Below are 25675 nucleotides of genomic sequence, written 5' to 3' on the forward strand. Positions count from 1 at the left end.
TTTCCTCCTCATACTTTCCGCTTAGTATTATTATGTAAAATTGTTCAGTTGTTATGCAGCTGCTTCGCTTCTTTTACAAGCATGATTCCAACTAATCGATTCCTCTTCCATTCCTCAGGAAACACAGTCAACGGCGGATTGGTTTCATCCACTAAATAACTAAGTTCGATCGTCATTCCCGGGCGGCGGAATTCAGTTATGAACCAATCCGTAAATCCGCTTCCTACCGCTTCTTTTTCCGGAAAGGTCAGTTCATACCCAGTCAATTCGGCAGTCTTTTTGGCAATCCCATAATCCCTCGCCATATTTTTCCGTTTATTATTGTAATGCCAAAAGATTTCCCTTCCTGAGGTATGGTAGGAAACAGCAATAAGGGGATCGATCTCCTTCGTGAAATCCGTAAGCGCTTTTACTTCAGCTGCTTCTAATGGTTTTCCGCCTTTATAAAATTGATACGTTGGTTTTGTTTCATCACTCATGACCTCTTTCCATCCAGCCGGATACTGCCTGTTTAAATCAATGCCTTTGGCGTTGGCTTTCCAACGGGACCAATTCCTGCTAAATTGGTTCATTTTCCATACTGCAGCCTTTTCAAAAACATTTAAGTTGGAGAGATCTCCTTGCTGGATGCTTACTCCATCTGGATTCAGCATCGGAATGAACCAGATGCTCACTTCATCCAATGATTCCGTCCGGTATTCTTCAACAGGTTTGCCCGCTCGATAGGCGGCTGCATACTCTTCAAGCATGCGCATTAAAAGTATGGAACTGAGCCATTCCCGTCCATGATGTGATCCCACCAGCAAAATTGATCTTTTTCCTTTTCCTAATTTGACTGCCTTTATATTTTTTCCTTTTTCAGTTTGTCCGATTATTTTAACGTCCAATTCATACTGCTTTTGGATTCCTTGCAGATCCATTTCCATCTGTTCAGGGGAATACACTTCTGCCGCCAGCGATTGTTCAGGGAAAAAAAGCAGCACGAATATTCCAATTACCATTATTTTTCTCATGTACTCACCTTTTATTTTTATTCAGGAAAAAAGCAACAACCGCGGTCCCATTACATCGCCACTTATTGTAAGGAAATGTTCTGTCATATCTGAACAAAATACAAATAGCTCCTTATTAAGGGGGAGAAGAACATGAGGATTGCGGATTATGATCAGGCATTGTTTCACACACACCGTTCTGATTGGGACAGCTTGTTAGTATTGATGGTTCGAACGAAAGATCACTTTCTTTCGAAAAAAATTGAACATTTTTTGCACGCTTACAGGTTTGAGCATGATTATCAAATCGTTCAATCCCAGCTGTATGCACTGCTTCGCTATCTGGATCATGCGGCAGAAAAAACAAGTGATTATTTAAGTGAACTTCCAAGCTAAAATCACCTATAGTTTTTGCGAAAAGGGAAAATTTATACAAGAGGATTAATTATCGGGGATATAACTTTGGCTGGTGAAACCCTATAAAAACAAGGAAGGGTCAGGTATTTAAATACCTGACCCCCATTTATTTATTTTTTCATTGCAGTATATGCAGTTGCATACATTTTAAGCTCTTCAATCATACCTTCTACAAGTACGGCAGACTCTTCAAATAAACCATCATTTTCGTAATCGAAGCAATGTGGATCCAGTACCAATTGTTTAGCGATCACATTTGCATAAAGGCTTCGACCCACTGTCCTCATGGAATTCAAGGCGTTGATTCCGCCTTTACCTCCGCCGGAGACAGCCAATAGTGCAACTGGTTTATGCGTGAATTGCTCACTGCTTAGAAAATCCAAGGCATTTTTCAAGGCTCCGCTCATGGAACCATGATATTCCGGAGTGGTCAGAATTACGCCATCAGCTTCCTCGATGCTTTTCCGTAGACCTTGAATCACATCCAATTGATATTGCTCACCTTCACCTGAATATAAAGGGATTTCACTATTGCTTAAATCAATAAGTTCCGCTCCGTATTTCTTGGATATGTAGCGTGAGGCTATCCCCGTACGCCCTTGTTTACGTGGTGAACCATTAATGATTACTAATTTCATAAATTTATACCTCCATTATTCCCGATGTTTTCCGAGATCAGTCGCCAATACAGTATACCAAAACGGAAACGGAATTTCCTAGAATTTTGATCATTCATGCTGCTACAAATTTGCCATCACAAAAAAAACGAAAGACCGATGAAGGTCTTTCGTTTAGCTTTCATACATTTAAACTAACGCCTCAATCTTGCTCATGAAATCTTCCATGACTCCGGATAACTTGGACTCAGCTTCTGGCATTGATTTACCTTGGACACCGAAATAGAATTTAATTTTCGGTTCAGTGCCAGAAGGACGGAGGCAAACCCATGTACCATCTTCAAGGAAATACTTCAATACATTTGATTTCGGAAGCTCGATCAATTCTTCATTATTTGAAAGTAATGTACGCTTTTTGCTGCGTTGATAATCTTCTTCAGCAACTACCGGAATGCCAGCGATTCGGGAAGGAGGATTTTGACGGAATTGATTCAATATTCCAGAAATCTGTTTAGCTCCCTCAATGCCCTTTAAAGTCAATGAACGCAATCCTTCCAAGTAAAAGCCGTATTTTTCAAACACATTCAGTAACCCTTCATATAGCGTCAATCCCTGCTTTTTATAATGAGCACAGACTTCAACAGCCAGCACTGCGGCTTGAATGGCATCCTTATCACGTGCAAAGTCTTTAATCAGGTAACCATAGCTTTCTTCATATCCGAACAAAAAGCTATTTTCCCCGCTTACATGATACTGATTTATTTTCTCTGCGATGAACTTAAACCCGGTAAGTACATCAACCGTCTTCAAGCCATATGACTCGGCAATCGCCCGCCCTATTTCTGAAGTGACGATGGTTTTTAAGACGACTCCATTTTGAGGAATTTTCCCTTTTTCTTTTTTCTGGGACAGTAAATAGTCCAGGAAAAGTGCACCTGTTTGATTTCCAGTCAGGACAACATATTGACCTACCTCGTTTTTCACGGCAATTCCAAGCCGATCGGCATCTGGGTCCGTTGCTATCAATAAGTCCGCTTCCACTTTGTTTCCAAGTTCGATGGCCATTTCAAATGCAGCTGGTTCCTCCGGATTTGGTGACTTAACTGTCGAAAAATCCGGATCTGGCAATTCCTGCTCCTTAACGATATGCAAATTTTGATACCCTAAGCTTTGCAGTGCCCGCCTGACGGATTTATTGGCCGTTCCATGAAGAGGTGTAAAGACGATAGACACATCTATTTCCTCGGCAAGCTGCGGATTCTCGGGAACTGTGAGCAACTCACGATTATATGCCGCATCCAATTCCTCCCCGACCATTTCGATGAGGCCCTTCCCTTTCAGGACTTCAGCTTCTTCAATCTGAATTTCAAGCTCATTTTCAATGGCATTCACGTAGCTAATCACTTGATCGGCCGCTTCCGGTGGCAATTGTGCTCCATCCGGTCCATAAACCTTGTAACCATTATATTCAGGCGGATTATGGCTTGCCGTGATGACGATTCCAGCAAAGGCATTCAGCTCGCGAACCGCAAATGACAATTCCGGAGTCGGACGCAATTCATCGAATAAATAAGCCTTCACCCCAAATGTAGCCAAGGTCTTAGCTGCTTCGAGTGCAAATTCCGGGGACTTATGTCTCGAATCATAAGCGATCACAGCCCCTCTTCCTTTTGCTTCTTCCCCAAACGAAGAGATATATTGAGCCAACCCAACCGTAGCCTTCCTTACAGTGTAAAGATTCATCCGGTTCGTTCCCGCTCCGATTTCCCCACGCATTCCGCCTGTTCCAAATTCTAAATTTTTATAAAAGGCATCTTCGAGTTTTGCTTCATCCCGCTGTATTTCCTCAAGGAGGACACGTAATTCCTCATTTAAATTCTGGTACCCTGCCCAAGTGGTGTATAAAGATTTCCAGTCCATCTCCAACATCTCCTCCCAAACGCCTTATTTGTAATTATTATGTATCTGCCTTACATATACAAAATTATCATATTTATTCCAATAAATGAAGTAAAGGCTCAAAATGCATAGAACCGCATCAAGCGTTCTTCACATCACGAGCCCATATACCTCTTTATTTTCCGCCTTTTTGATAATGCAGTTTATAAATATCATGGCGGCGGTCTTTTAATTGCCTTACTGTACCTGACTGCCGTTCTCGCCGTAAGATCTCCAAATCAACATCGCCAATCAGGACCATCTCAAGGTTCGGGCTGGTTTCCCCGACTATGCCGTCACGCGCAAATTCGAAATCCGATGGAGCGAAGATTCCCGATTGGGCATACTGAATATCCATATTTTCCGTTTGCGGAAGATTCCCGACCGTTCCGGAAATGACGGTATAAATTTGGTTTTCCACAGCACGGGCCTGGGCACAATAACGAACTCGCAGGTAGCCTTGCCTGTCTTCTGTACAAAATGGAGTGAATATGATTTTGGCCCCCATGTCGGTAGCAATCCGGGCGAGTTCCGGAAACTCAATATCATAACAAATTTGTATGGCGATTTTTCCACAGTCCGTATCAAAGACTCGAACGCGGTCACCTGCGTTAATCCCCCACCATTTTCTTTCATTTGGTGTGATATGAATTTTATATTGCTTTTCAATCGTCCCATCGCGACGGAATAAATAAGCGATATTATAGATATTGTCATCATCTTCTTTTACGAAATGGGAACCGCCGATGATATTGATGTTATACCTTACAGCTAAAGTGGTAAACAATTCAATGTACTGCTCTGTGAAATCCGACAGTTTCCGTACAGCCAAGCTTGGTGATCTTTCATTCAAGAAAGACATCAGCTGGGTGGTGAATAGTTCCGGGAACACGGCGAAATCCGCATTAGCATCCGAAGCAACGTCGGTGAAATACTCGACTTGGTTTGCGAAGTCTTCGAATGAATCGATTTTACGCAGCATGTATTGCACGACACAGATCCTTACCGGTTCTGATGTTTTATAATAACGTTTTGTTTTCGGTTGATAATCGACGTTATTCCACTCCATGAGCGTAGCATACTTATTCGATTGCAGATCATCAGGCAAATAATTCGGATTTATCCTCATAAGCGTGAACCCATTTAAAAGCTGGAACGAAAGAACCGGATCATATATTTTATGCAATTGCACTTCTTTTACATATTCCCTTGGTAACAGTTCATCCGCATGTTTATGATAATTGGGGATCCTGCCGCCGATAATGATGCTTTTTAAATTCAATTGGGCAACAAGTTCTTTCCTTGAATCATATAGTCTTTGACCAATTTTCATCCTGCGGAATTTAGGATGGACCATGACCTCGATCCCATATAAATTATAACCGTCCGGATTATGATTCGTGATGTATCCATTATCTGTTACATCATCCCATGTATGCCGGTCATCATATTCGTCAAAATTAATAATGAGGCTGGAACATGAGCCAATCACTTTTCCATCATATTCAGCCACAAACTGTCCTTCTGGAAAAATTGCCAGATGACTCTCAAGCTGATCACGCTTCCAAGGAACCATTCCAGGAAAGCAACTCGACTGCAAAGCAATTATTTCATCTATGTCTCCTAGCCTCATATTACGTATTTCCATTATTTTTTCATATTTATGCAGGTCCAAATTAGGCATTTTCCTCAGACTCCTTTAATCTCTTCCATAAGAATTATACCCCTTATTCAAAAATTAAAACAACTGAAGCTACCCATGGACTCAAAATTGCATTGATAAAAACAATTCTTAATGTCCTGTAAAAAGAATATATATTTTACAGACCCCGTCCATACATACTATACTTTTCATGAGAGTAAAAAGAGATGGGGAAGAGGAACCATGAACAAGACTATTTGCAATTTTAAAACTTATTAACTGTGGCCTTGGCTGCTCCATCATTGCTATGTTTGGGAGCTTTTATTTCTCTGGAATTATGCAAAATGAACCGTTTGTGCTCTGTTGGTATCAGCGGATCATCACGTATCCTTTTACAATCATTTTAGGAATTGCAATTATTCGAAAAGATCATTGGATTTGCTTTTATACCATGATAGTAACAGCCATCGGTGCATACATTTCCACGATCATTATTTTGCAAAGGTTTCAGTCTTTCCCGACCACACCCTTGCATGAGGAAAGGTTCCATGTACAGGACAATATATAAACGTATTGGTTTCATCACCATCACGTTCTAGCCTTGACTGCATTCGTCATTATTTTTTTACATCGTATGGACAAGATCCAAGGAGGTTGCAGCTTAATGAAGAAAATGGCTATATTTTTAGTGATAATCGTCGCCCTATTTGTCCTGCTGGGCGTTTTTACAAACATGAAAAAAGAAGAAAAATCAAAAGGAAATCCATACGGCAAAGATAAGCTTAAACCTGCTACTGTCGATCAACTGGATGACCCCAATTATCAAAACTTGATCCTTCCTGTAGAGTTGGAGCAGGACCTCCAAGATAGTAAAGACGTGACCGTTTATTTCTATAGTCCTACGAATTCAATCAGTCAAAAAACCACACCAGTTGTGGCACCTTTGGCAGAGAAATTGGGTATTGATCTTGTTCAATTCAATCTTTTGGAGTTTCAACAAGGATGGAGCGACTATGGCATCAAAAAAACCCCGACCATCGTTCACTATAAAAATGGTGAAGAACAAGAACGAATCGTCGGCTTTAATGATGAAGTAACGTTCGAGAAATGGTTCGAGGACCACGATATTAATTAAGGATGTAAAAAATGAGCCGGCCCTAACGGAAATGCTTCTCCCGTTATAGCCGGCTCATTTTTTTTGCCTTATACTAAATATTGATTCGCCACCTGGATGTCCATCATCTGCATATCATTATTCGCTTCATGGTTTATACTTGAAAAATGGTCATAATAAAAGGGGAAGAATATTCCGCAGTCATTCAATAGTGTGATGTTATGTTGGAACAATTCTTCAGATTTAGATTCCATCACTAAATAATCTTCTCTCTTCTGTTTGTCTAATATTGACATAAGGACTTGAAGGCATGTCATTACTTGAAATGCGTCTCTTAATGTTGCCATGTAAGTAACAGAACTTTGATTGGGCTCTAAAACGCCAATCTCGCGAAAATGAAGGATTTCACTTTCCGTAAAGTATTGTGGAAATACAGATTCGTAGAAACGAGAAACGAGACTCGCTATTTCTTGCTCTTGTTCTTCAGTTGAAGAAAAGACCGTCTTCACTAAAAAAACCACCTTTTTTCAGATCCGTTAGACCTATCTATTATATGTATATTCTAGGACAAGCGATTTCTTTCCCAATAGAATAACATAAATTTTGTAAAAAATATGTGGTAATTTCCACCACGAAAATCTCAGCAATAGGTCCAAGGTTACTTTTTTCATGACTCATCTTTAATAATTATATATTTTTTTCATTTAATTAAAACCAAAGTAGTCGAAAGTAGGAGTTTAATTGGAAAATTTTAAAATAACTAACCAACATTTAATAATAGATGTTCTCCAAAGTTGGAATGGATTAACATTGGAACAGCTTTTTAGGGAGCGGTGGATGGCCCCAAAGAAATTAGTCCATGAATGGAGGATGAGTAAAGAAGTGGCAGTGAACGGGAATTCCGTCACATGGTCAACTATTCTTAATGAAGGAGATACGATCATCATCCCCTTATTGGATCACGCTGAAAATGAAACAGTTCAAGCGGCAGACTTAGGAATTTCCATCATATATGAAGATGATGTGTTGTTGATAACCAATAAGCCGGCTGGAATGGATACTCACCCTTCTCAACCGGGTGAAGCACACTCCCTCATCAATGGAGTGGCGCACCATCTTCAAAAAACCGGTCAGTCCTGTATGATCAAGCATATTCATAGGCTTGATAAAGATACCACCGGTGCGGTCCTTTTTGCCAAAAACCGCCTCATTGGGTCCATGCTGGATAGAATGTTGGAGGAAAGGGAAATCAAACGGACATATCTAGCTTTAGTCGAAGGAAACATTAAAAAGAACGAAGGCGAAATCAAAGAAAAGATTGGCCGCGACCGACACCATGCCACGAGACGAAGGGTTTCCCCTACAGGCCAGACGGCAGTCACCCATTATCAGGTACTCAATCGCGATCCCAAGAAAAACTTGACGCTTGTCAGCTGCACACTGGAAAGCGGCCGAACCCACCAAATCAGGGTGCATTTCAGTCATTTGAATCACCCCTTGGCCGGAGATACCTTGTATGGCGGAAAAAAGACATTTCCACGTCAAGCCCTGCATGCAAGAAAAATCGAATTCATCCACCCCATTTCAGAAAAAAAAATGAGCATTGAAGCTCCTTTCATTGATAGTCCTGAAATATTCGATGTCACCATTTAAACTGAATAAACACCGTTCCATATCGGAACGGTGTTCTTATTTTTTCCTTTAATATGAAATTGTTGCCGATTATTTTTTTTTGAACCACCGGCAGTATCGAATTAATGGATTAAAGGCATGTCGGGACGAAATCCGTCCATTTTGGCATAAAAAATAGCTGGCCACTTGGGCCAGCTTAATTTTTGCATTTATGAAGCTTTTCTCATGCCTTTTAAGATAAGGCTTAAGACGAAGACAAATACGATAGCACCAATCAATGCTGGAATTATAGCGAAATCTGCTACTGATGGTCCCCAGTTCCCAAGAATTAATGAACCTAACCATGCACCAATGAAACCAGCGATAATGTTACCAATAATTCCAAATGGTACGTCACGTCCAACGATCATACCTGCTAACCAACCAATGATACCTCCGATAATTAATGACCATAAAAATCCCATAATATATTTCCTCCTTCAAATTAGTTAATTTTTCAATTTCTGCAGCAGACTCCAAGAAATCAAATCACTTCAATATTGTCATGCCTTTTTTCAGTTATTTTTAACTTTTACATTCAAATGGTATGATGCCGATTACGCACAATATCTAATGAATGTGAATGTTTTAGTTATTGGGTAGAGTTAGCTAGCTATAGCCCTTGAGTAACTGATTGGACAATCCTCATGTTAGTGAATTTTTTCTTTTTGTTTGCCGCTGTACTCATTATTTTCCCCGTTTAATTAATCTAAAACCTAATTTTTTTAAAAAATATTTGGCAACGAAAACAGGATTATCAGACATATTAAACGGGTATAGGCTTAACTTTGTCACATAGTTAGTATAAGCAATAACTGTCTCAATTATGTTCATGAGGAAAAAGAAAAAAGATGCCCCCTTCGGGACATCCTCCTATCATGTGCAGTATTCTTTTTAGAACAAAAGTTCATCGGGATTGCTACCGAACCGTTCATTTTTGTTCAAGGCATCTATTTGATTCATTTCATTCAGGCTTAAAGAAAAGTCAAATACCTCTGCATTTTCCTTGATACGGGAAGGCGTAATCGATTTAGGTATTACAACTAGATCATGTTGTAGATGCCATCTAATCAACACTTGTGCTGAACTTTTCCCGTGCTTCTTCGCTATATGATTAACTGTCGGCTCTTCCAATAGGTTCCCTCTGCCTAGCGGGCTCCAAGACTCAACCTTTATTTCATGTTTTGAACAGTAATCACGAATTTCGACTTGAGTCAAAAGTGGATGCAATTCAATTTGATTGACGACCGGTTTCACTTCACTGTTTGCAAGTAAATTCTCCAAATGATGAACATGGAAATTACTTACACCGATTGATTTCACCTTTCCATCCTTATGAAGTTTTTCCAATGCCCTCCAGGTTTCCAGATATTTATCTTTTCCCGGCCAGTGGATCAGGTATAAATCCAAGTATTCCAAACCAAGGCGATTTAAACTATCATCAAAGGCCTGGAGCGTCGTTTCGTATCCTTGCTCTGTATTCCACACTTTAGATGTAATGAACAATTCTTCACGAGGCACTCCGCATTCCCGAATCGCCTGACCAACACCTTCTTCATTTTCATAAATGGCCGCCGTATCAATCGCACGATAACCAACTTCGATCGCTTTCTTGACGGACTCAACCGTTTCATTGCCGTTTTTCACTTTAAATACACCGAAACCCAACTGTGGCATTTTAACTCCATTATGTAAGGTGATCGTTTCCCCAATATTTGAAATCATTCCATCATTCCCCCTTACTTTTATTTACCAATTATACATCCCTCCATCTTCTATTTCTAACCATAAGCCTCGGGATTTATAGAGCACTTAAGCAAAAAACGCACCCTTAAATACCATTTATATATATTAAAGGGATTATTTTATCTTTTTAATCATTCACTAAGTTAAATATTTTGTGAAAAAATGACGAAACATCTATCCTTATAGGTATGAAATTCGTTACAATTGAATAGTTCAACTTAAAACCAAGTAAAAAAGAAGGTGCCAAATTTTAAGAATAATCTAATGTAAAATTCCCATTCTAATATTGAGGAGTTGCAAACTGTCCTGCCCATTCATTGGCGACAATCCATATACACTTTTACATACTTGAAATTAAGGGAGTCCTCCATGTATGAATAGCATACTCATCTTAACCGCGCTAATTATTATTTTTGCTTTGGTCTTTGACTTTATCAATGGTTTCCATGATACGGCTAACGCCATCGCTACAGCAGTATCAACCAAGGCGCTTAAACCACGTCATGCAATCATAATGGCTGCGGTCATGAATTTATTAGGAGCACTGACCTTTACCGGTGTAGCGCATACCATTACGAAGGATATCGTTGATCCTTTCACATTGAATAATGGTTCTTATGTAATCCTTGCTGCCCTGCTTTCGGCAATAATATGGAATTTAATCACTTGGTATTTTGGCATTCCAAGCAGTTCCTCCCATGCGATCATTGGTTCAATAGCGGGAGCTGCCATCGTGGCTAGTGGTTTCGATGCGATTAAATGGAGTGGATTCACTAAAATTGTACAAGCATTGATTCTATCCCCTATCCTTGCCTTCACGCTTGGATTCATTGTATACAGTATCTTCAAGGTAGTATTCAAAAATAATAATTTAGGAAAAACCAATAAGCGATTCAGGAGAATACAAATTCTCACGGCGGCCATCCAGTCTTATACACATGGAACGAATGATGCTCAAAAATCCATGGGTATCATCACGATGGCTTTGATCGCTAACGGGTATGCCTCTACCTCTGATGTTCCTTTCTGGGTACAACTATCCTGCGCAATAGCCATGGCGCTTGGTACATCAATCGGAGGTTGGAAGATCATCAAAACCGTTGGCGGTAAAATCATGAAAATCCGCCCGGTTAACGGTGTGGCTGCCGATATGACTGGAGCAGCCATCATTTTCGGTGCAACCTTCCTGCATATGCCGGTCAGCACGACACATGTCATTTCTTCTTCAATACTTGGGGTCGGTTCAGCACACCGCATCAAAGGGGTAAAATGGGGAACCGCAAAAAGCATGTTGATCACTTGGTTCATTACATTGCCAATTTCCGCTTCCTTAGCTGGAATCATTTACTATTTAATTGCTTTATTTTTATAGAACCTTTTGCCTTTCCATATTGGAAAGGCTTTTTTCTACAGATTTCCCCTTATAATTGTAGGGTTTTTCCCATTTTTTAATTTTTCTTGTGTTTTTATATAAAGTTTTATTAAGATTTTGTAAATTTTCGTCGAAAAACCTTCCCGGATACTACATGAATTCGTTACAATCAATTTGTTAATACTAAGCGTACGACTAAAGTGCGTAAATTTGCATGACTAATTGGGAGGCTTTAACATGGCTTTTAAATCAAAAAAAGACAAATTCGCAGTAATGCTTTTTAACATCGCTCAAAACCTTAAAGAAGGTGCTGACTATTTCGCGGATTATAAACTCAAAAACATCTCCGATCTCAAAGTATTTTCAGATACGATGAAAGACTATGAGCATAAAGGCGATTCAATGGTTCATAATGTGATTAAAGAGCTGAACAATGCCTTCATCACTCCTATCGAACGGGAAGATATACTTGAATTGACCATGAGAATGGATGATGTCATAGACGGTTTGGAACACTGTGCAGCATTATTCGAGATGTACTCCATTGTCAATGCAGATGAGTATATGCTTAAGTTTGTGGATGCAATCAAACAGTGTACGTATGAGATTGAAAATGCTGTCGATACACTATCCACTAAGAAATTGCCAATGATTCGTGAAAATGCAATCAAAATTAAAGATCTTGAATCAGTTTGTGACGGGATTCAACGTCAATCAATCAAAAACTTGTTTACAGTTGAAAAAGATCCAATCAGGATCATTCAATATAAAGAAATTTACGAAAGCCTTGAAGAGATTGCCGATCACTGTCAAGCAGTGGCCAATACACTTGAAACAATCATAATGAAAAACGCCTAAGGAGTACCCCAATAAATGGATACTTTATTAATTTTAACAATATTAATCGTTTTCTTCGCTTTAGCATTTGACTTCATCAATGGTTTTCATGATACAGCCAATGCAATAGCGACTGCTGTTTCAACAAAGGCCATGAAGCCTAGGCATGCCATCATCATGGCAGCCATCATGAACTTCGTCGGAGCTATGACATTTACTGGAGTAGCGAAGACCATAACGAAGGATATCGTGGATCCGTTCACGCTTCCTAATGGTTCATATGTAATCTTGGCCGCTCTGCTTGCCGCTATCATATGGAATCTTCTTACCTGGTATTACGGGATACCAAGCAGTTCCTCCCACGCATTGATTGGTTCGATTGCAGGTGCCGCCATTGCTGCAGCAGGCTTCGCCGGCATTAAATGGGAAGGGTTCATGAAAATTCTTCAAGCTTTGATTTTCTCCCCGCTAATTGCTTTTGCAATCGGGTTTATCGTATACAGCATCTTTAAAGTAGTCTTTAAAAACAATAACCTGACAAAAACAAACCAAAAATTCCGTACTATACAGATTGCTACTGCGGCACTTCAATCGTATACCCACGGAACGAACGACGCACAAAAAGCGATGGGTATCATCACGATGGCCCTTATTGCAAATGGTTATGCATCAAGTACCGATATCCCCTTCTGGGTTCAATTCTCCTGTGCGCTAGCAATGGGACTTGGAACTTCCGTCGGCGGATGGAAAATCATTAAAACCGTTGGCGGTAAAATCATGAAAATCCGTCCGGTCAATGGTGTTGCAGCGGATTTAACCGGGGCTTTCATCATTTTCGGCGCGACAATAATACACATGCCAGTCAGTACAACCCATGTTATTTCTTCTTCAATCCTTGGTGTTGGAACTGCGCATCGTGTCAAGGGCGTAAAATGGGGAACGGCAAAAAGAATGATCATCACTTGGTTCATTACCATTCCCATCTCGGCAACATTAGCTGGTTTGCTTTATCTTTTAATTAACTTCTTATTCTAAAATAAAATCCCTACCGGTTTCCATCGGTAGGGATTTTCTGTTTTAACAAAGGATTTATCTATGCTTATTAATAGGAAATCGTTTAAAATTCAAGGAGAAGGAATTTTTTTCAGCGAGGGGCAAGATAAAAATGAAGGAATTCGAAAAAAATAGAGATATTTTTAAAGACCTTTATGGAGATATGATGGAGTTTGCCGATAGAATCAGTTCTGTTTTGGGTTGCCCCATTACAATCGAGGACGGTAACCATCGCTTACTTGCTTATAGCACACACGATGATACTACGGATCAGGCTCGTATCATGACCATAATCGGAAGACGTGTCCCTGAAAAGGTCATCAACAGTTTATGGAAAGATGGCTTCATCCCCGCGTTATTGAAAGACGATGCCCCCATTAAAATCGGGGCCATCAATGATGTCGGTCTCGGTAACAGGGTTGCGGTTTCCATCCGGAAAAATAATGAAGTACTTGGTTTCATTTGGGCTTTGGAAGTAAATGAACCTTTCTCCGAAGAAGATATGAAATTTCTGCAATTCGCTGCCAAGGAGGCGAAGAACCAGTTACAGCAATTGCAATTGAAAAAGAAAAGGAAAGAAGCAGGTCATCAAGAGTTCCTTTGGCGCATATTGACCGGGCACTACCAAGAAGAATCGGAAATAATTGAAAATTACAAGAAATTTTCCATCCACGTTCCAGTGGTTTTTTCCATATTGGTATTCGAATTTCCTAAAGAGATCAATCGCGAAGTGGAGCGCTACATTTCATACATGTTAACGACCACTCAAAAGATAAACAGTTCCTTATTTGCCATTGACCATAACAAGCTCATTCTTTTCGCGGGAGGCAACCAGGAAAACAGCTCTTCTTTCACTTCATCGATTGATGAGTTCATTCCTTTTTTCATTCTGGAGATGAAACGGCGTTTCGGTGTCGAGCATATTCTTGGAACGGCTGGCAATATGTATAAAAACTTAATGGATGTTAAATCAAGTTACGAAGAAGCTCAATACACCCTTAAAATGAAGAATATTTTCCCGGATGACATGAAACTCATTTTACATTATGAAGAACTTGGCATGTTTCAAATGATTGAAACACTCGCAAGCAACAAACAGCGTCGTGTTCATCCTTCCATCCTTAAGCTCAAAGCATATGACATGAAGAACCAGACGGAATTGCTGCAAACACTCACTGTCTATCTAGAGAAAGACTGCAACCCTAATGAAGCTTCAAGTAATCTTCATATCCATGTGAATACATTGAATTACCGATTAAAAAGAATCTCTGAAGTGGGAAATATTCGGCTAAAAGACCCGATTCAAAAAATGTCCCTCTTTCTTAACATTAAACTTAATCAATATGATGAATTTCACAAGAAAAATTAATGATATATTCCCTGATATGGAATACTAGAAGTGTGGAAAGGTTGATCATATGAAACTTGAAACAAAAGAAGAGCTTGAAATAGAATTAACAATCATTGAAAAATGGGAGAAAGATCAGAAAGGACTATGGTTTTGGGAACGGATCGGGCGTATTCCCTTCAAGCTATTGGATAAGTTGACACCGGATTTCATTCAGAAAAAATTGGGTGTCATGCTTGATGAAATCGGCAGCTACATTCAGAATGGCGGAAAATATTTAACGAAAGAAGCTCATATTCTTAGTCAGCTGCAAGCCAAGGTTCCCGAGTTGGAAATTAAAGCCCTGGAAGATGTTTCAAGCATACCCCTCCATATCATGGATAGCGTGAGTCAGGATATTAAAAATTCAGGCAGCAAATTGGCAACGGTTCAAGGTGCCACTACAGGGATTGGCGGAATCTTTACCTTGGCCATCGACATCCCCCTTCTTCTCGGCATGTCGATCAAAACGCTTCAGGATATCGCCATCACATATGGCTTCAATCCTAGAGACCGCCAAGAACGAATTTTCATCGTCAAATGTCTGCAATTCACAACATCGGATGTTGTCGGCAAAAAGGCTCTATTAAATGAATTGTCGAAAATGAACCAGACCGATTCCCAATCAAAAAGGGAAATAGCATCCGAACTGCAAGGTTGGCGGGAAGTCGTTTATACATACCGTGATCAGTTTGGCTGGAAAAAGCTTTTGCAAATGGTTCCTGTTGCCGGAATAATCTTTGGCGCCCTTACAAATCGTTCCATGATTGCGGATATAGCCGATACGGGAATCCTGTTATATAAGAAAAGAAGGATTTTAGAGCGCATTCAAGAACCTATTGCAAAGAATTGAATTCAGCTTTAATAAGGTCTTGTTCCTGGCGAGCCCATATTTTTTGACACTGCGTTTGTGGAATTCCACAAATACACCATTTTCAATTTTCTGATTTCCACATACTAACTATTTCTTTTTCCAACTATACTTGTGATACAAATAGTAAAAACATATTATTGGAGGGATTAAGATGAGAATAGGAATTCCAAAAGAGATTAAAAACAATGAAAACCGTGTAGCTATCACTCCAGCTGGGGTTGTGGCATTAGTCAATGCAGGTCACGAAGTATTAATCGAAATGAACGCAGGTCTAGGAAGCAGTTTTACAAATGAATCATATCAAGAGGCTGGTGCTGTTATAGTCGAGGACGCTGCTAGCGTTTGGTCAAGCACAGAAATGATCATGAAAGTAAAAGAACCTATCTCATCTGAATATAAATATTTCCGAAAAGATTTAATCCTTTTCACATATTTACACCTTGCGGCTGAACCGGCACTAGCTCAGGCCCTAAAAGAAAGCGGTGTCTTGGCCATTGCTTATGAAACGGTTGCAGTAAACCGCACACTTCCTTTATTGACACCAATGAGTGAAGTTGCAGGACGCATGGCTGCACAAATCGGTGCTCAGTTCCTTGAAAAAAATAACGGCGGCAAAGGAATACTCTTAAGCGGAGTTCCTGGAGTTAAACGTGGTAAAGTCGCTGTTGTCGGCGGAGGTATGGTTGGAACGAATGCTGCTAAAATCGCTATTGGATTAGGCGCAGATGTTACCATTCTTGACTTAAGCCCTGACCGCCTTCGTCAACTTGATGATATTTTCGGAAATGAACTGACAACACTTATCTCCAACCCTTACAATATTGCGGAAGCAGTTAAAGATGCCGATTTAGTGATCGGTGCTGTATTGATTCCAGGTGCTAAAGCTCCTAAGCTCGTTACTGAAGAAATGGTTAAATCGATGTCTCCTGGTTCAGTCATTGTCGATGTTGCAATCGACCAAGGCGGTATCTTTGAAACGGTCGACCACATAACAACACATGATAACCCTACTTATGTTAAACATGGAGTAGTGCATTATGCAGTGGCGAATATGCCAGGAGCAGTGCCTCAAACTTCTACAGTTGCATTAACTAACGTAACAGTACCATTTGCACTTCAAATTGCAAACAAAGGTGCCATCAAAGCAATCCTTGAAAATGATGCACTTGCAAAAGGCGTCAATGTTGCGAACGGTGAAATCACGTTCGAAGCAGTTGCCACAGACCTTGGTTACAACTATGTAAGTGTTGAAAATGCCTTAAACTCAAATAACATTAACGCTTAATAAAAAATAAGATTCCAGACACAATCTTGTCTGGAGTCTTATTTTTTTGGACGAGAATCTCCGAATATATGTTTAAATTCCATGATATGTAACTGGCATTTTCGACTTGGCCCCTATAATACGCAAGATTTCCACCACATATTATAGGGATCAAGTTTGTTTGATGTTATTACTAATCTACAAAATAGAATATGCCTCTTAATCTATGAAGATCTTCCCAGGATTCATTATTCCTTTCGGATCCAATGCCTGTTTGATCGTTTTCATCACTTCGTAAGCTCCTCCATGCTCCCTTCGCTGATACTTCGATTTTCCAAGTCCTACCCCATGTTCACCCGTACATGTACCGCCTTTTGTTAATGCATATTCGACGATTTCTTCATTTAACCTCTTCGCTTCTTTTACTTCTTCAGGATTTTTCAGATCGATCATGAACAATAAATACGTGATAATTTCCGTCACCTACATGTCCTACAATCGCACCCTCCACTTTGGATTGTTCGACTTTCTTCCTTGTATCCAGTATGGCATTCGATAATTCATGAAGGGGCACACTTACGTCGGTCACCATCAGCTTTTTTCCAGGTGCGCTGTGAATGAATGCGTATGCGAGGTTATGGCGCGCTTCCCATAAGGCATTCCGTGCTTTTGAATCGGTTTCAAACTGGATATCGCCACAGCCAAAATCACTTACGATTTCCTTGGCAAATTTGACGTCCTGTTCCAGTCCGGCAAAATTCCCATGAAACTCGAGGAATAAAGTTGGTTGGACATCATAGGATTTGTCCATGAATTGATTAACTTTTTTTATGGACTCGGCATCAACCAATTCAATTCGTGCAATCGGGATTCCAGCAAGCATGATCCCATTAACCGCAGATACTGCCTGTTCGACGGTTGGAAATGAGGCTCTCCCAGCCATTGTGACTTCAGGAATGCCATATACCTTTAATGTCAGTTCAGTAAATACACCTAGCGTACCTTCAGAGCCCACAAACAAACCATTCAAATGAATGCCTGAAGATGATTTTGTCGCTAAACTTCCGGAATGAATCACTTCACCGTTTGCTAAAACCACTTCCAAATCCCTGACTTGATCGCGCATGATCCCATATTTGACCGAGGTCGTCCCACTTGCATTCGTGGCTGCCATCCCTCCTAATGTAGCATCGGCGCCAGGATCGACGGAAAAGAACAAACCGTATTTTTTTAATTCTTTATTGAGTTGCGTCCTTGTCACACCTGGTTGGACCTTCACAAGGAAATCATTTTCCCTAATTTCCAATATTTGATTCATCAAGGATAAATCCAGGGAAATTCCCCCTTTAACTGGAACGACATGCCCCTCCAAACTTGATCCTAATCCAAAAGGAATGACCGGTATTTCATGCTCATTCGCATAACTCATGACTGCGCTGACTTCCGCAGTATCCCTTGGGTAAATGACCATATCCGGTAAATGCGGAGTGTGATATGATTCATCATGGCTGTGCTGTTCCAATAATGTTTCATTCACCGTTACTTGTTCTTCCGTCAGTATCTTTCTTAGTTCTTCTATATACCCATTCATTATGCAGCCTCCTCTTTTTTTCACCAAACATTCTGAAAATATCACACAAAATGAGATTGCCCGCTAATAGGCAATCCATCTTTCTTCACTTACTGAAACCTTTCGTTTTATCCGTGCAGGCCTTCATTGCTTGCAGAATGCTGGATCTGAGCTGATTCTCTTCTAAAGACGCTACCGCAGATATCGTTGAACCGCCCGGCGTGCAGACATCATCCTTTAAAGCAGCAGGATGTCTTTCTGTTTCGAGCACCATTTTAGCAGCTCCCATTACGGCTTGTGCTGCCATTCGGTATGCTTGTTTTCTTGGAATGCCATCACGGACCCCTCCATCAGCCAACGCCTCGATGAACATGTATACATAAGCAGGCGACGAACCGCTGATGGCCGGTACTGCGTCCATCAAATCTTCATGGAGGATTTCCGTTTTACCGAAACTATTCAGCAGTGCAGTCACATCCTCTATATCAGCATCGGTAATTTGATCATTGATGCTCATGGCCGTCATGCCTTCACCGACAAGCGAAGGAGTGTTTGGCATCGTCCGGACAACCTTCACTTTTTTTCCGAAGCTGCTCTCAACTAAAGATATAGTGATCCCAGCTGCCATGGTAATGATCACAGCCTCTTCTTTCACATGATTCTTCACTTCTTCAAGCACTTGCTTATGCATGGCAGGTTGGATCCCTAGAAAGAGAAAGTCGGCAAAACCGGCAACCTCTTTATTATCCAAAGTACCTTTAACGTTATATTTCGTGGTGATTTTATTTTTGGTTTCCACACTCGCAGTACTGACCATGATCCCTTCAGGTGAAATGACCTCTGCAAGCAACATCCCCTCAAGCATTGACTCACCCATTTTGCCGCATCCAATAAACCCGATTTTTTTATTCATATCTTACACTTCCAATCATAAGTTCATCTATATTCCTTCTGATTTATTATATCGGATTTGATAAATGGAAACACGTTGGAGATATTAATTAGGAAGGAATTGGTGGTTTCTGGTCGAATTACTTAAGTGTTATTGGATGAATCTTGATATCACCTTCATGCAATTGAAATTTCCAGCGAAAAAACCGTTGACTAAATGGTCATTTCAGATTTATAATTTTGACCTATCAGTCACAAGCGAATAAGGAATACAGTTCCAGGAATGGAGAAATCGTATGCAAATGGAAAAAAAAGCGGTCAATACCAAGCTAGTCTTAACAGGATTGATCATTGGAATGTTTTTCAGTTCATTGGAACAGACAATCGTCGGTACGGCCATGCCGACAATTATCGGGGAATTGAATGGTTTTACCATCTTTGCATGGGTGACGACTGCCTATTTAATAGCCTCAACGACTGTTGTACCCATTGTTGGAAAGCTATCTGATTTATATGGCAGACGTTCCCTTTATCTGCTTGGTACGATCATTTTTACGATTGGTTCGTTTTTATGTGCCACAGCCACTTCGATGGAGCAATTGATCATTTACAGAGGGCTGCAGGGAATCGGCGGCGGGATGATCATGCCTTTATCCCAAACGATAATCGGCGATATATTCTCTGCCGAACAAAGAGCCAAATGGCAGGGTGTATTTGGAGCCCTTTTTGGTTTAAGTTCCGTCATTGGTCCTTTTCTGGGCGGCCTGATCGTTGACCATATCAGCTGGCACTGGATCTTTTTGATCAATGTACCGACGGGCTTACTATCTGCCATTTTGATTTATGTAGGATTGAAACATGAAGCCATTAGGAAAGCAGAGAAAGTGAATATCGATTATCTGGGGATTTTCACCTTGATTCCTGGTATTGTGCTGTTACTGCTGGGCTTGACCTTCGGTGGAGATAAATTCGAATGGTTATCACTGGAATCTCTCTTGATTTTCGGCAGCACCATTGTCTTCATTGCCCTATTCATCATTTTTGAAAGAAGAGCAGTCGAACCGATCCTTGATTTATCCCTCTTTAAAAATAGAGTTTTTTCAACCACGAATATTTTGGGATTCTTGCTTGGCCTTGGCATGTTCGGGGCAATCATGTTCGTCCCGCTGTTCATGCAAGGCGTACTGGGAGTTTCACCAACAAAAGCGGGGTCGACCATGACTCCGATGATGATCGGTATGATTCTTTCCAGCATCATTGGCGGGCGGTTACTATTGAAATTCCGTTTTCGTACCGTGCTTACCTTTGGAATGGCCTTTGCAACGCTTGGTTTCTTCCTAATGAGCATGATGGACGGCAGTACGACTATATTCACTGCGTACTCATTCATGGCCATTCTTGGAATAGGTATGGGTCTTGTCATGCCGACATTGATGATTGCCGTCCAAAACGAGTTTCCAAAATCCCAGCTAGGGTCGGTTACAGCGGCTTCCACATTCTTCCGGTCTATAGGAGGAACGATGGGCATCACGATTTTGAACGCTGTCATGAATCACAATCTCCAGCAAAATATGGATGATGCGGTCGTAAGCCAAAAGGACCCTATATTGCATGAGGCACTGAAAGCATTAGCCGATAAAACGGATGCGTTATTCAACATCATGCTTTATCCGGAAAACCTTAAAATGCCGGCAGAAGTCAGCAATGTCCTTGTAAAAACGATTGAAAATGCTTGGATCGATGCATTCTCCAGTGTTTTCATCACCGGTATCTTTTTTGTTTCCGCGGGGATATTAGTGGCACTTTCCGTGGGTTCAGGAAGAATCAAAAGAGATCAAGAAACGGAAAAAGAATTAAGCTAATAATATGCTCGGGACCGGCTGATATATTCAGCCGGCCTTTTTAATCCCTTCATGTTTCTTTTTCAATGATAAGGGAATTTTACCTGTATGAGACTAAATGGAGTGATACTATGATAAACCATTCAATTTTACCTGCGGATTTTTATCAGCGGCCCACGCTGGAACTGGCAAAATCCCTTCTTGGCTGCCTCATTGTAAAAGAAACAGCGGATGGAACCGCTTCTGGATTCATTGTTGAAACAGAGGCCTATATTGGACCTGGGGACAGGGCAGCACATAGTTTTGGAAATAGAAGGACAAAACGGACGGAAGTGATGTTCGGTAATTCCGGATTGATATATACATACGTCATGCACACACATACACTGGTCAATGTCGTAAGCGGCGGGCCTGAAAATCCGGAGGCCATTTTAATCCGGGCGGTTGAACCCTATTCCGGGCTTGAGTTAATGCATGAAAGACGCGGAATTTCCGATATTCGTAAATGGACCGATGGACCTGGGAAGCTAACAAAGGCACTAGGCATCACCATGGATGATTATGGTCGATCTTTTACGGATCCCCCGCTATATCTTGCTGCCGGAAAAATGCCTGAACACATATCCAGCGGCCCCCGTGTCGGAATCGACAACTCCGGGGCAGCAAAAGATTATCCTTGGCGTTTCTGGGTTACCGACAATCCGTTTATATCCCGTAAAAACCTAATTAATAAAGCTGTGCCAAAAAATAAACCATGATTATATCCCCTCTAAGTGAACTGTGTAAATTCTATGGATGTTACACAACTTTGAGGGGATTTTACTTTGTCCGAAAGAACAGCAAAATACAAGGAAATCGGAATTCTAAAAAAGGAAATTATATTAGCGGAGAGATCCTAGTCGGCCTGATTAATGGGGAAGAAAAAATGGACTTCGTATCCCGAAATCCATATCAAGAGTCGTGTATGAAAGTATTATGAATATAGCTAATGACAGCCATAGCCTCAAAAGGAACAAGGCTTAAATTGAAGTAATACTTAATTTCTGCCAAACTTATACATTAGATTATTCAAGTCCCCTCAATATCCCATAATTTCCTTACCCATTCAACTTCCAGCCTATTACCCAGTAATAATAAATTGACTTCTTTCTATTACGAACCTAATATAGTTAAGTCAGTAATATGGAAGGTGGTTTATGATGAACGTTCAGTCCCTTTTGCAAATGAATACAATTTTTATTAGTATCCTAATTGAATCCCTTCCCTTCATTTTATTGGGAGTCCTTATATCTGGAATCATCCAAATGTTTGTGTCAGAAGAGATGATTGCAAAAATCATTCCGAAAAATCCGATCTTATCTGTTCTATCCGCAATTGGTGCAGGAGTCTTTTTTCTTGCCTGCGAGTGCGGAATCGTCCCGATTACCCGCCGTTTGATTGCTAAAGGGGTTCCTCTTTCAGCGGCCATTGCCTTTATGCTTTCTGCACCCATTCTCAATCCGATCGTCCTGTTTTCCACCTATATAGCTTTTGGTAATAGCTGGAGCATGGTTTTCTATCGTGGCGGAATTGCATTCGCGGTCGTCCTGATCATTGCATGCATACTGTCTTTTCAATTTAAGACAAATCAGCTTAAACAGGAACATATCGAACATATTCATCACCATAAACTTACATTTAAAGACAAAATAACGGGGATGTTCAAACACTCGATTGAAGAGTTCTTTTCTGTTGGAAAATACTTAATCATTGGTGCACTGCTGGCAGCTGCCATTCAAACCTTTTTGAAAACATCCCTATTGCTTGAAATCGGGCAAGGAAAACTATCCGGGAATGCAGTCATGATGGCTTTGTCCTATGTCATGTCCTTGTGTTCCCAAGCGGACGCCTTTGTTGCAAGTTCTTTTAGAAGTACCTTCTCGCCCTCTTCACTAGTTGCATTTCTTGTATTTGGGGCCATGTTTGATATTAAAAATACGATCATGCTTTTAGGTACCTTCAAAACAAAATTCGTTTTATGTTTGATGGCCTATATATTTATTTCCGTCTTAGGCCTAACTTTATTGTTTATTTCTTAAAGAGGGTGTTTTATATGGGAAGATTAATCATATTACTTGGACTTACTTTTTTATTCATGCATTTACACGCCTCAGGGAATATATCGAAATACATTAATATGGAATATTCATATGTATCACAGATTGCCATCTATATACTGGCAATATTCACGTTAATGGGATCTTACTTATATTTTAAGGAAGATAATCAAGAGGAAGGTGTTGATTGTCAGTGCGGACATGATCACTCCCAGGAAAATAAGAAATGGAAAAGGAACCTTACTTACTTCCTATACTTCATTCCCATTTTAACCGGTCTCTTTTTGCCTGTTGCCACTATGGACTCCAATATTGTAGAAAAAAAAGGATTTCATTTCCCAGTATATGAAGACTCAGATGAATATAGCCAGCATCAATTCCTGCAGCCGGATACGAGTCTTTATTATGGCAAGGATGACTACTTAACTTTAATGGATAACTCTCTCAAAGGCTTGGTTGATCGTGATAGTCTTCAATTAACAGATGAAAACTATCTAAACGATTTAGAAGCCATCTATTACTCTCCTGGAAAGTTCACTGGCAAGCAAATAACGTTAACCGGATTTTCGTACAATTCAAATGAGCTAGCCAAAAACCAGGTATTCCTATTTCGTTTTGGGGTCATTCACTGTGTCGCGGACTCTGGGGTTTTCGGTATGCTAATCGAATTTCCTGAAGGAATGCATCCTAAAAATGATGAGTGGTATTCCGTGACAGGTGAATTGGAATCCATTTATTATCAGCCATTCAAGAAAACCATTCCCTTGCTCAAAGTATCATCACATAGTAAAATCGCTGAACCGGATGATCCCTACGTTTATAGACAATATTAAAAAATGAATCATGGAAAGGTAAGGGTATGCTATACTTACCTTTCTTTTTAATGACCTCAAACTTCCATTTTATGAAATGCTCTTTAAGTCTAGTTATCTCTTTATACGAAATTAAAGATATGGCCTCTAACTCCCCACTTGAATCCACTCGATATGACAGATCTACAAAATAACCTGAAAAATGACGAAAAAAGTTGAATTTTATTTATATGGGTCATGTTTTTTATATGTCTTACCTTTATAATATAAATGCTACATATTTTTTTACCACTTCAGGAGGAACTTTCCTAAATGAACAATTCGAAAAACTCTTTCATTCTTGCAGGAACTATTATAGGTACCCTAGTGGCTGGCACTTCTGCTTATGCTGGTTCTTATCAAGTTAAATCAGGGGACACCCTTGATGAAATCTCTAAAGCTAATCATACAACTGTCCAAGCATTAAAATCTCAAAACCATTTGACTAGTAACCTTATTTTTCCCGGCCAAGTCTTGAAGGTTAATAACCTTAACAACCATACAGATAAAAATATAGATAAAACCGAAAAATATGTGGTTAAACTGGGGGATAATTTATCAAAAATTGCTAAAAAATATAACCTTTCCCTTAGTGCCCTGCTTAAATTAAACACTAATATTTCTAATTCGGATCGCATTTATATTGGCCAATCCATCCGGGTTTCCGGACAAGCCCCTGCATCCAGCTCTACGGCTAAAAACAGTCAATCTAATGCTACATATAGGGTCAAATCCGGGGACACCCTGGACAAAATTGCCAGAGTCAATAATATGACTGTCCAACAATTAAAGTCTAAAAACCATTTGACTAGTAACCTTATTTTTCCCGGCCAAGTCTTGAAGGTTAATACCCTCACCAGCAATCCGGATAATAGTAAAAATACAACAGCAGTTTATGTGGTTAAATTAGGGGATTCCTTATCAACAATCGCTAAAAGATATAACCTTTCCCTTAGTGCATTACTTAAATTGAACCCTAATATTTCTAATACAAATCGTATTCGTATAGGCCAATCCATCCGTGTTTCTGGGAAAGCCTCGGCATCTGCAATTAATAAACCGTCCAAATCGACCAATGCGGATCAAGTTTTGGCGGCTGGCGCTAAATACATGGGAGCCAAGTATGTTTATGGTGCGAGCACTTCACGCACTGACGTATTTGATTGCTCTTCATTCACATTAAGGGCATTCCAAAGTGCTGGTGTTTCCTTGCCTCGAAATTCAGTGGCACAATCACACGTTGGTACAGCTGTATCTTCAAAATCCCTCCAAAAAGGGGATTTAGTATTTTTTGATACCAATAATGATGGTGTAATCAATCATGTGGGAATTTATGCCGGTAACGGTCAAATGCTGAATGCTTCTACATCTAAAGGTGTATCCTACGCTAACATTAACAATTCTTACTGGGGACCTAGCTTTGTAAAGGCAGTCCGAGTTCTTAACTAAATAATGATATGGCATTAAAAGAGCAAAAAAGCGTGTATTGATAAACTATCATG

At 40.2% G+C, this 25675-nt stretch carries 23 protein-coding genes and 1 pseudogene; 15 read left to right on the forward strand and 9 right to left on the reverse strand.

The genetic code is table 11. The features are described 5' to 3' along the window. Nucleotides 1-44: 44 nt before the first annotated feature. The gene (locus tag ACFX4I_RS15105; protein WP_377421568.1) at nt 45-1013 is read right to left on the reverse strand and encodes a M14 family zinc carboxypeptidase; all 969 of its coding nucleotides are present in this window, start codon (nt 1011-1013) and stop codon (nt 45-47) included. Nucleotides 1014-1145: 132 nt separating this feature from the next. Between ACFX4I_RS15105 and ACFX4I_RS15110 the strand changes: the two genes are divergently transcribed. Then, a complete protein-coding gene (locus tag ACFX4I_RS15110) occupies nt 1146-1388 on the forward strand; it encodes a YhdB family protein (RefSeq protein ID WP_048689737.1) in 243 nt (80 codons plus the stop codon). Nucleotides 1389-1519: 131 nt separating this feature from the next. Here the strand turns inward: ACFX4I_RS15110 and ACFX4I_RS15115 are convergent, their stop codons facing one another. The 3 genes from ACFX4I_RS15115 to ACFX4I_RS15125 form a co-directional block, all read right to left on the reverse strand. Further along, complete coding sequence (locus ACFX4I_RS15115) at nt 1520-2047, reverse strand: NADPH-dependent FMN reductase (RefSeq protein ID WP_076367619.1); 528 nt, start codon at nt 2045-2047, stop codon at nt 1520-1522. Nucleotides 2048-2215: 168 nt separating this feature from the next. Further along, the gene (locus ACFX4I_RS15120) at nt 2216-3946 is read right to left on the reverse strand and encodes a phospho-sugar mutase (protein ID WP_377421570.1); all 1731 of its coding nucleotides are present in this window, start codon (nt 3944-3946) and stop codon (nt 2216-2218) included. 154 nt (nt 3947-4100) lie between these two features. After that, nucleotides 4101-5648, reverse strand: coding sequence for a carbon-nitrogen hydrolase family protein (locus ACFX4I_RS15125; RefSeq protein WP_230301659.1), 1548 nt, complete (start codon nt 5646-5648; stop codon nt 4101-4103). A gap of 295 nt (nt 5649-5943) precedes the next feature. Here ACFX4I_RS15125 and ACFX4I_RS15130 point away from each other — a divergent pair, with 295 nt between their 5' ends. Next, entirely contained in the window at nt 5944-6174 is a 231-nt protein-coding gene (locus tag ACFX4I_RS15130; RefSeq protein ID WP_230301660.1) for a disulfide oxidoreductase, read from the forward strand. Between the two features lie 96 nt (nt 6175-6270). Then, nucleotides 6271-6741: a thioredoxin family protein gene (locus tag ACFX4I_RS15135; RefSeq protein WP_230301661.1), complete on the forward strand. Its 471-nt coding sequence runs from the start codon at nt 6271-6273 to the stop codon at nt 6739-6741. Between the two features lie 68 nt (nt 6742-6809). On the opposite strand, the gene ACFX4I_RS15140 is transcribed toward ACFX4I_RS15135, so the two are convergent. Then, the gene (locus ACFX4I_RS15140) at nt 6810-7229 is read right to left on the reverse strand and encodes a DUF5365 family protein (RefSeq protein WP_377421572.1); all 420 of its coding nucleotides are present in this window, start codon (nt 7227-7229) and stop codon (nt 6810-6812) included. Nucleotides 7230-7461: 232 nt separating this feature from the next. On the opposite strand from ACFX4I_RS15140, the gene ACFX4I_RS15145 reads away from it, so the two are divergent. Further along, nucleotides 7462-8373 carry an RluA family pseudouridine synthase gene (locus tag ACFX4I_RS15145; RefSeq protein WP_377421574.1) on the forward strand — a complete coding sequence of 304 codons (912 nt, stop codon included), beginning with the start codon at nt 7462-7464 and terminating at the stop codon, nt 8371-8373. Between the two features lie 188 nt (nt 8374-8561). Here ACFX4I_RS15145 and ACFX4I_RS15150 read toward each other — a convergent pair whose 3' ends face one another. Then, nucleotides 8562-8816, reverse strand: coding sequence for a GlsB/YeaQ/YmgE family stress response membrane protein (locus ACFX4I_RS15150; RefSeq protein WP_214788646.1), 255 nt, complete (start codon nt 8814-8816; stop codon nt 8562-8564). Between the two features lie 469 nt (nt 8817-9285). Further along, nucleotides 9286-10116, reverse strand: a complete 831-nt coding sequence (locus ACFX4I_RS15155; RefSeq protein WP_377421576.1) for an aldo/keto reductase — start codon at nt 10114-10116, stop codon at nt 9286-9288. A gap of 394 nt (nt 10117-10510) precedes the next feature. On the opposite strand from ACFX4I_RS15155, the gene ACFX4I_RS15160 reads away from it, so the two are divergent. The 6 genes from ACFX4I_RS15160 to ald all read left to right on the forward strand — a co-directional run bounded on the left by ACFX4I_RS15160 (nt 10511) and on the right by ald (nt 16945). Next, a complete protein-coding gene (locus tag ACFX4I_RS15160) occupies nt 10511-11509 on the forward strand; it encodes an inorganic phosphate transporter (RefSeq protein ID WP_230301665.1) in 999 nt (332 codons plus the stop codon). 237 nt (nt 11510-11746) lie between these two features. Next, nucleotides 11747-12367, forward strand: coding sequence for a DUF47 domain-containing protein (locus tag ACFX4I_RS15165; protein ID WP_063235631.1), 621 nt, complete (start codon nt 11747-11749; stop codon nt 12365-12367). 15 nt (nt 12368-12382) lie between these two features. Beyond that, the gene (locus ACFX4I_RS15170) at nt 12383-13381 is read left to right on the forward strand and encodes an inorganic phosphate transporter (RefSeq protein ID WP_230301666.1); all 999 of its coding nucleotides are present in this window, start codon (nt 12383-12385) and stop codon (nt 13379-13381) included. Nucleotides 13382-13511: 130 nt separating this feature from the next. Beyond that, nucleotides 13512-14768, forward strand: a complete 1257-nt coding sequence (locus ACFX4I_RS15175) for a PucR family transcriptional regulator (RefSeq protein ID WP_230301667.1) — start codon at nt 13512-13514, stop codon at nt 14766-14768. Between the two features lie 49 nt (nt 14769-14817). Further along, nucleotides 14818-15639: an EcsC family protein gene (locus ACFX4I_RS15180; RefSeq protein ID WP_377421579.1), complete on the forward strand. Its 822-nt coding sequence runs from the start codon at nt 14818-14820 to the stop codon at nt 15637-15639. 172 nt (nt 15640-15811) lie between these two features. Further along, nucleotides 15812-16945 carry an alanine dehydrogenase gene (gene ald / locus ACFX4I_RS15185; RefSeq protein WP_076367639.1) on the forward strand — a complete coding sequence of 378 codons (1134 nt, stop codon included), beginning with the start codon at nt 15812-15814 and terminating at the stop codon, nt 16943-16945. Nucleotides 16946-17143: 198 nt separating this feature from the next. On the opposite strand, the pseudogene ACFX4I_RS15190 reads toward ald, so the two are convergent. After that, a pseudogene (locus ACFX4I_RS15190) lies at nt 17144-18515 on the reverse strand (FAD-binding oxidoreductase). An 85-nt stretch (nt 18516-18600) separates the two neighbouring features. Then, nucleotides 18601-19407: a pyrroline-5-carboxylate reductase gene (gene proC, locus ACFX4I_RS15195; RefSeq protein ID WP_230301670.1), complete on the reverse strand. Its 807-nt coding sequence runs from the start codon at nt 19405-19407 to the stop codon at nt 18601-18603. 274 nt (nt 19408-19681) lie between these two features. On the opposite strand from proC, the gene ACFX4I_RS15200 reads away from it, so the two are divergent. The 5 genes from ACFX4I_RS15200 to ACFX4I_RS15220 all read left to right on the forward strand — a co-directional run bounded on the left by ACFX4I_RS15200 (nt 19682) and on the right by ACFX4I_RS15220 (nt 25622). Next, nucleotides 19682-21247, forward strand: coding sequence for an MDR family MFS transporter (locus ACFX4I_RS15200; RefSeq protein ID WP_377421581.1), 1566 nt, complete (start codon nt 19682-19684; stop codon nt 21245-21247). A 110-nt stretch (nt 21248-21357) separates the two neighbouring features. Beyond that, nucleotides 21358-21984 (forward strand): DNA-3-methyladenine glycosylase, encoded by a 627-nt coding sequence (locus ACFX4I_RS15205; protein WP_377421583.1) that lies wholly within the window; start codon nt 21358-21360, stop codon nt 21982-21984. A gap of 441 nt (nt 21985-22425) precedes the next feature. Next, nucleotides 22426-23304, forward strand: coding sequence for a permease (locus ACFX4I_RS15210; RefSeq protein ID WP_377421585.1), 879 nt, complete (start codon nt 22426-22428; stop codon nt 23302-23304). Nucleotides 23305-23318: 14 nt separating this feature from the next. Next, the gene (locus ACFX4I_RS15215; protein ID WP_230301673.1) at nt 23319-24155 is read left to right on the forward strand and encodes a TIGR03943 family putative permease subunit; all 837 of its coding nucleotides are present in this window, start codon (nt 23319-23321) and stop codon (nt 24153-24155) included. A 291-nt stretch (nt 24156-24446) separates the two neighbouring features. Continuing rightward, nucleotides 24447-25622: a C40 family peptidase gene (locus ACFX4I_RS15220; protein WP_377421587.1), complete on the forward strand. Its 1176-nt coding sequence runs from the start codon at nt 24447-24449 to the stop codon at nt 25620-25622. Nucleotides 25623-25675: the final 53 nt, after the last annotated feature.

The organism is Peribacillus sp. YIM B13472 (assembly GCF_042788005.1).
GTDB lineage: Bacteria > Bacillota > Bacilli > Bacillales > DSM-1321 > Peribacillus > Peribacillus simplex_E.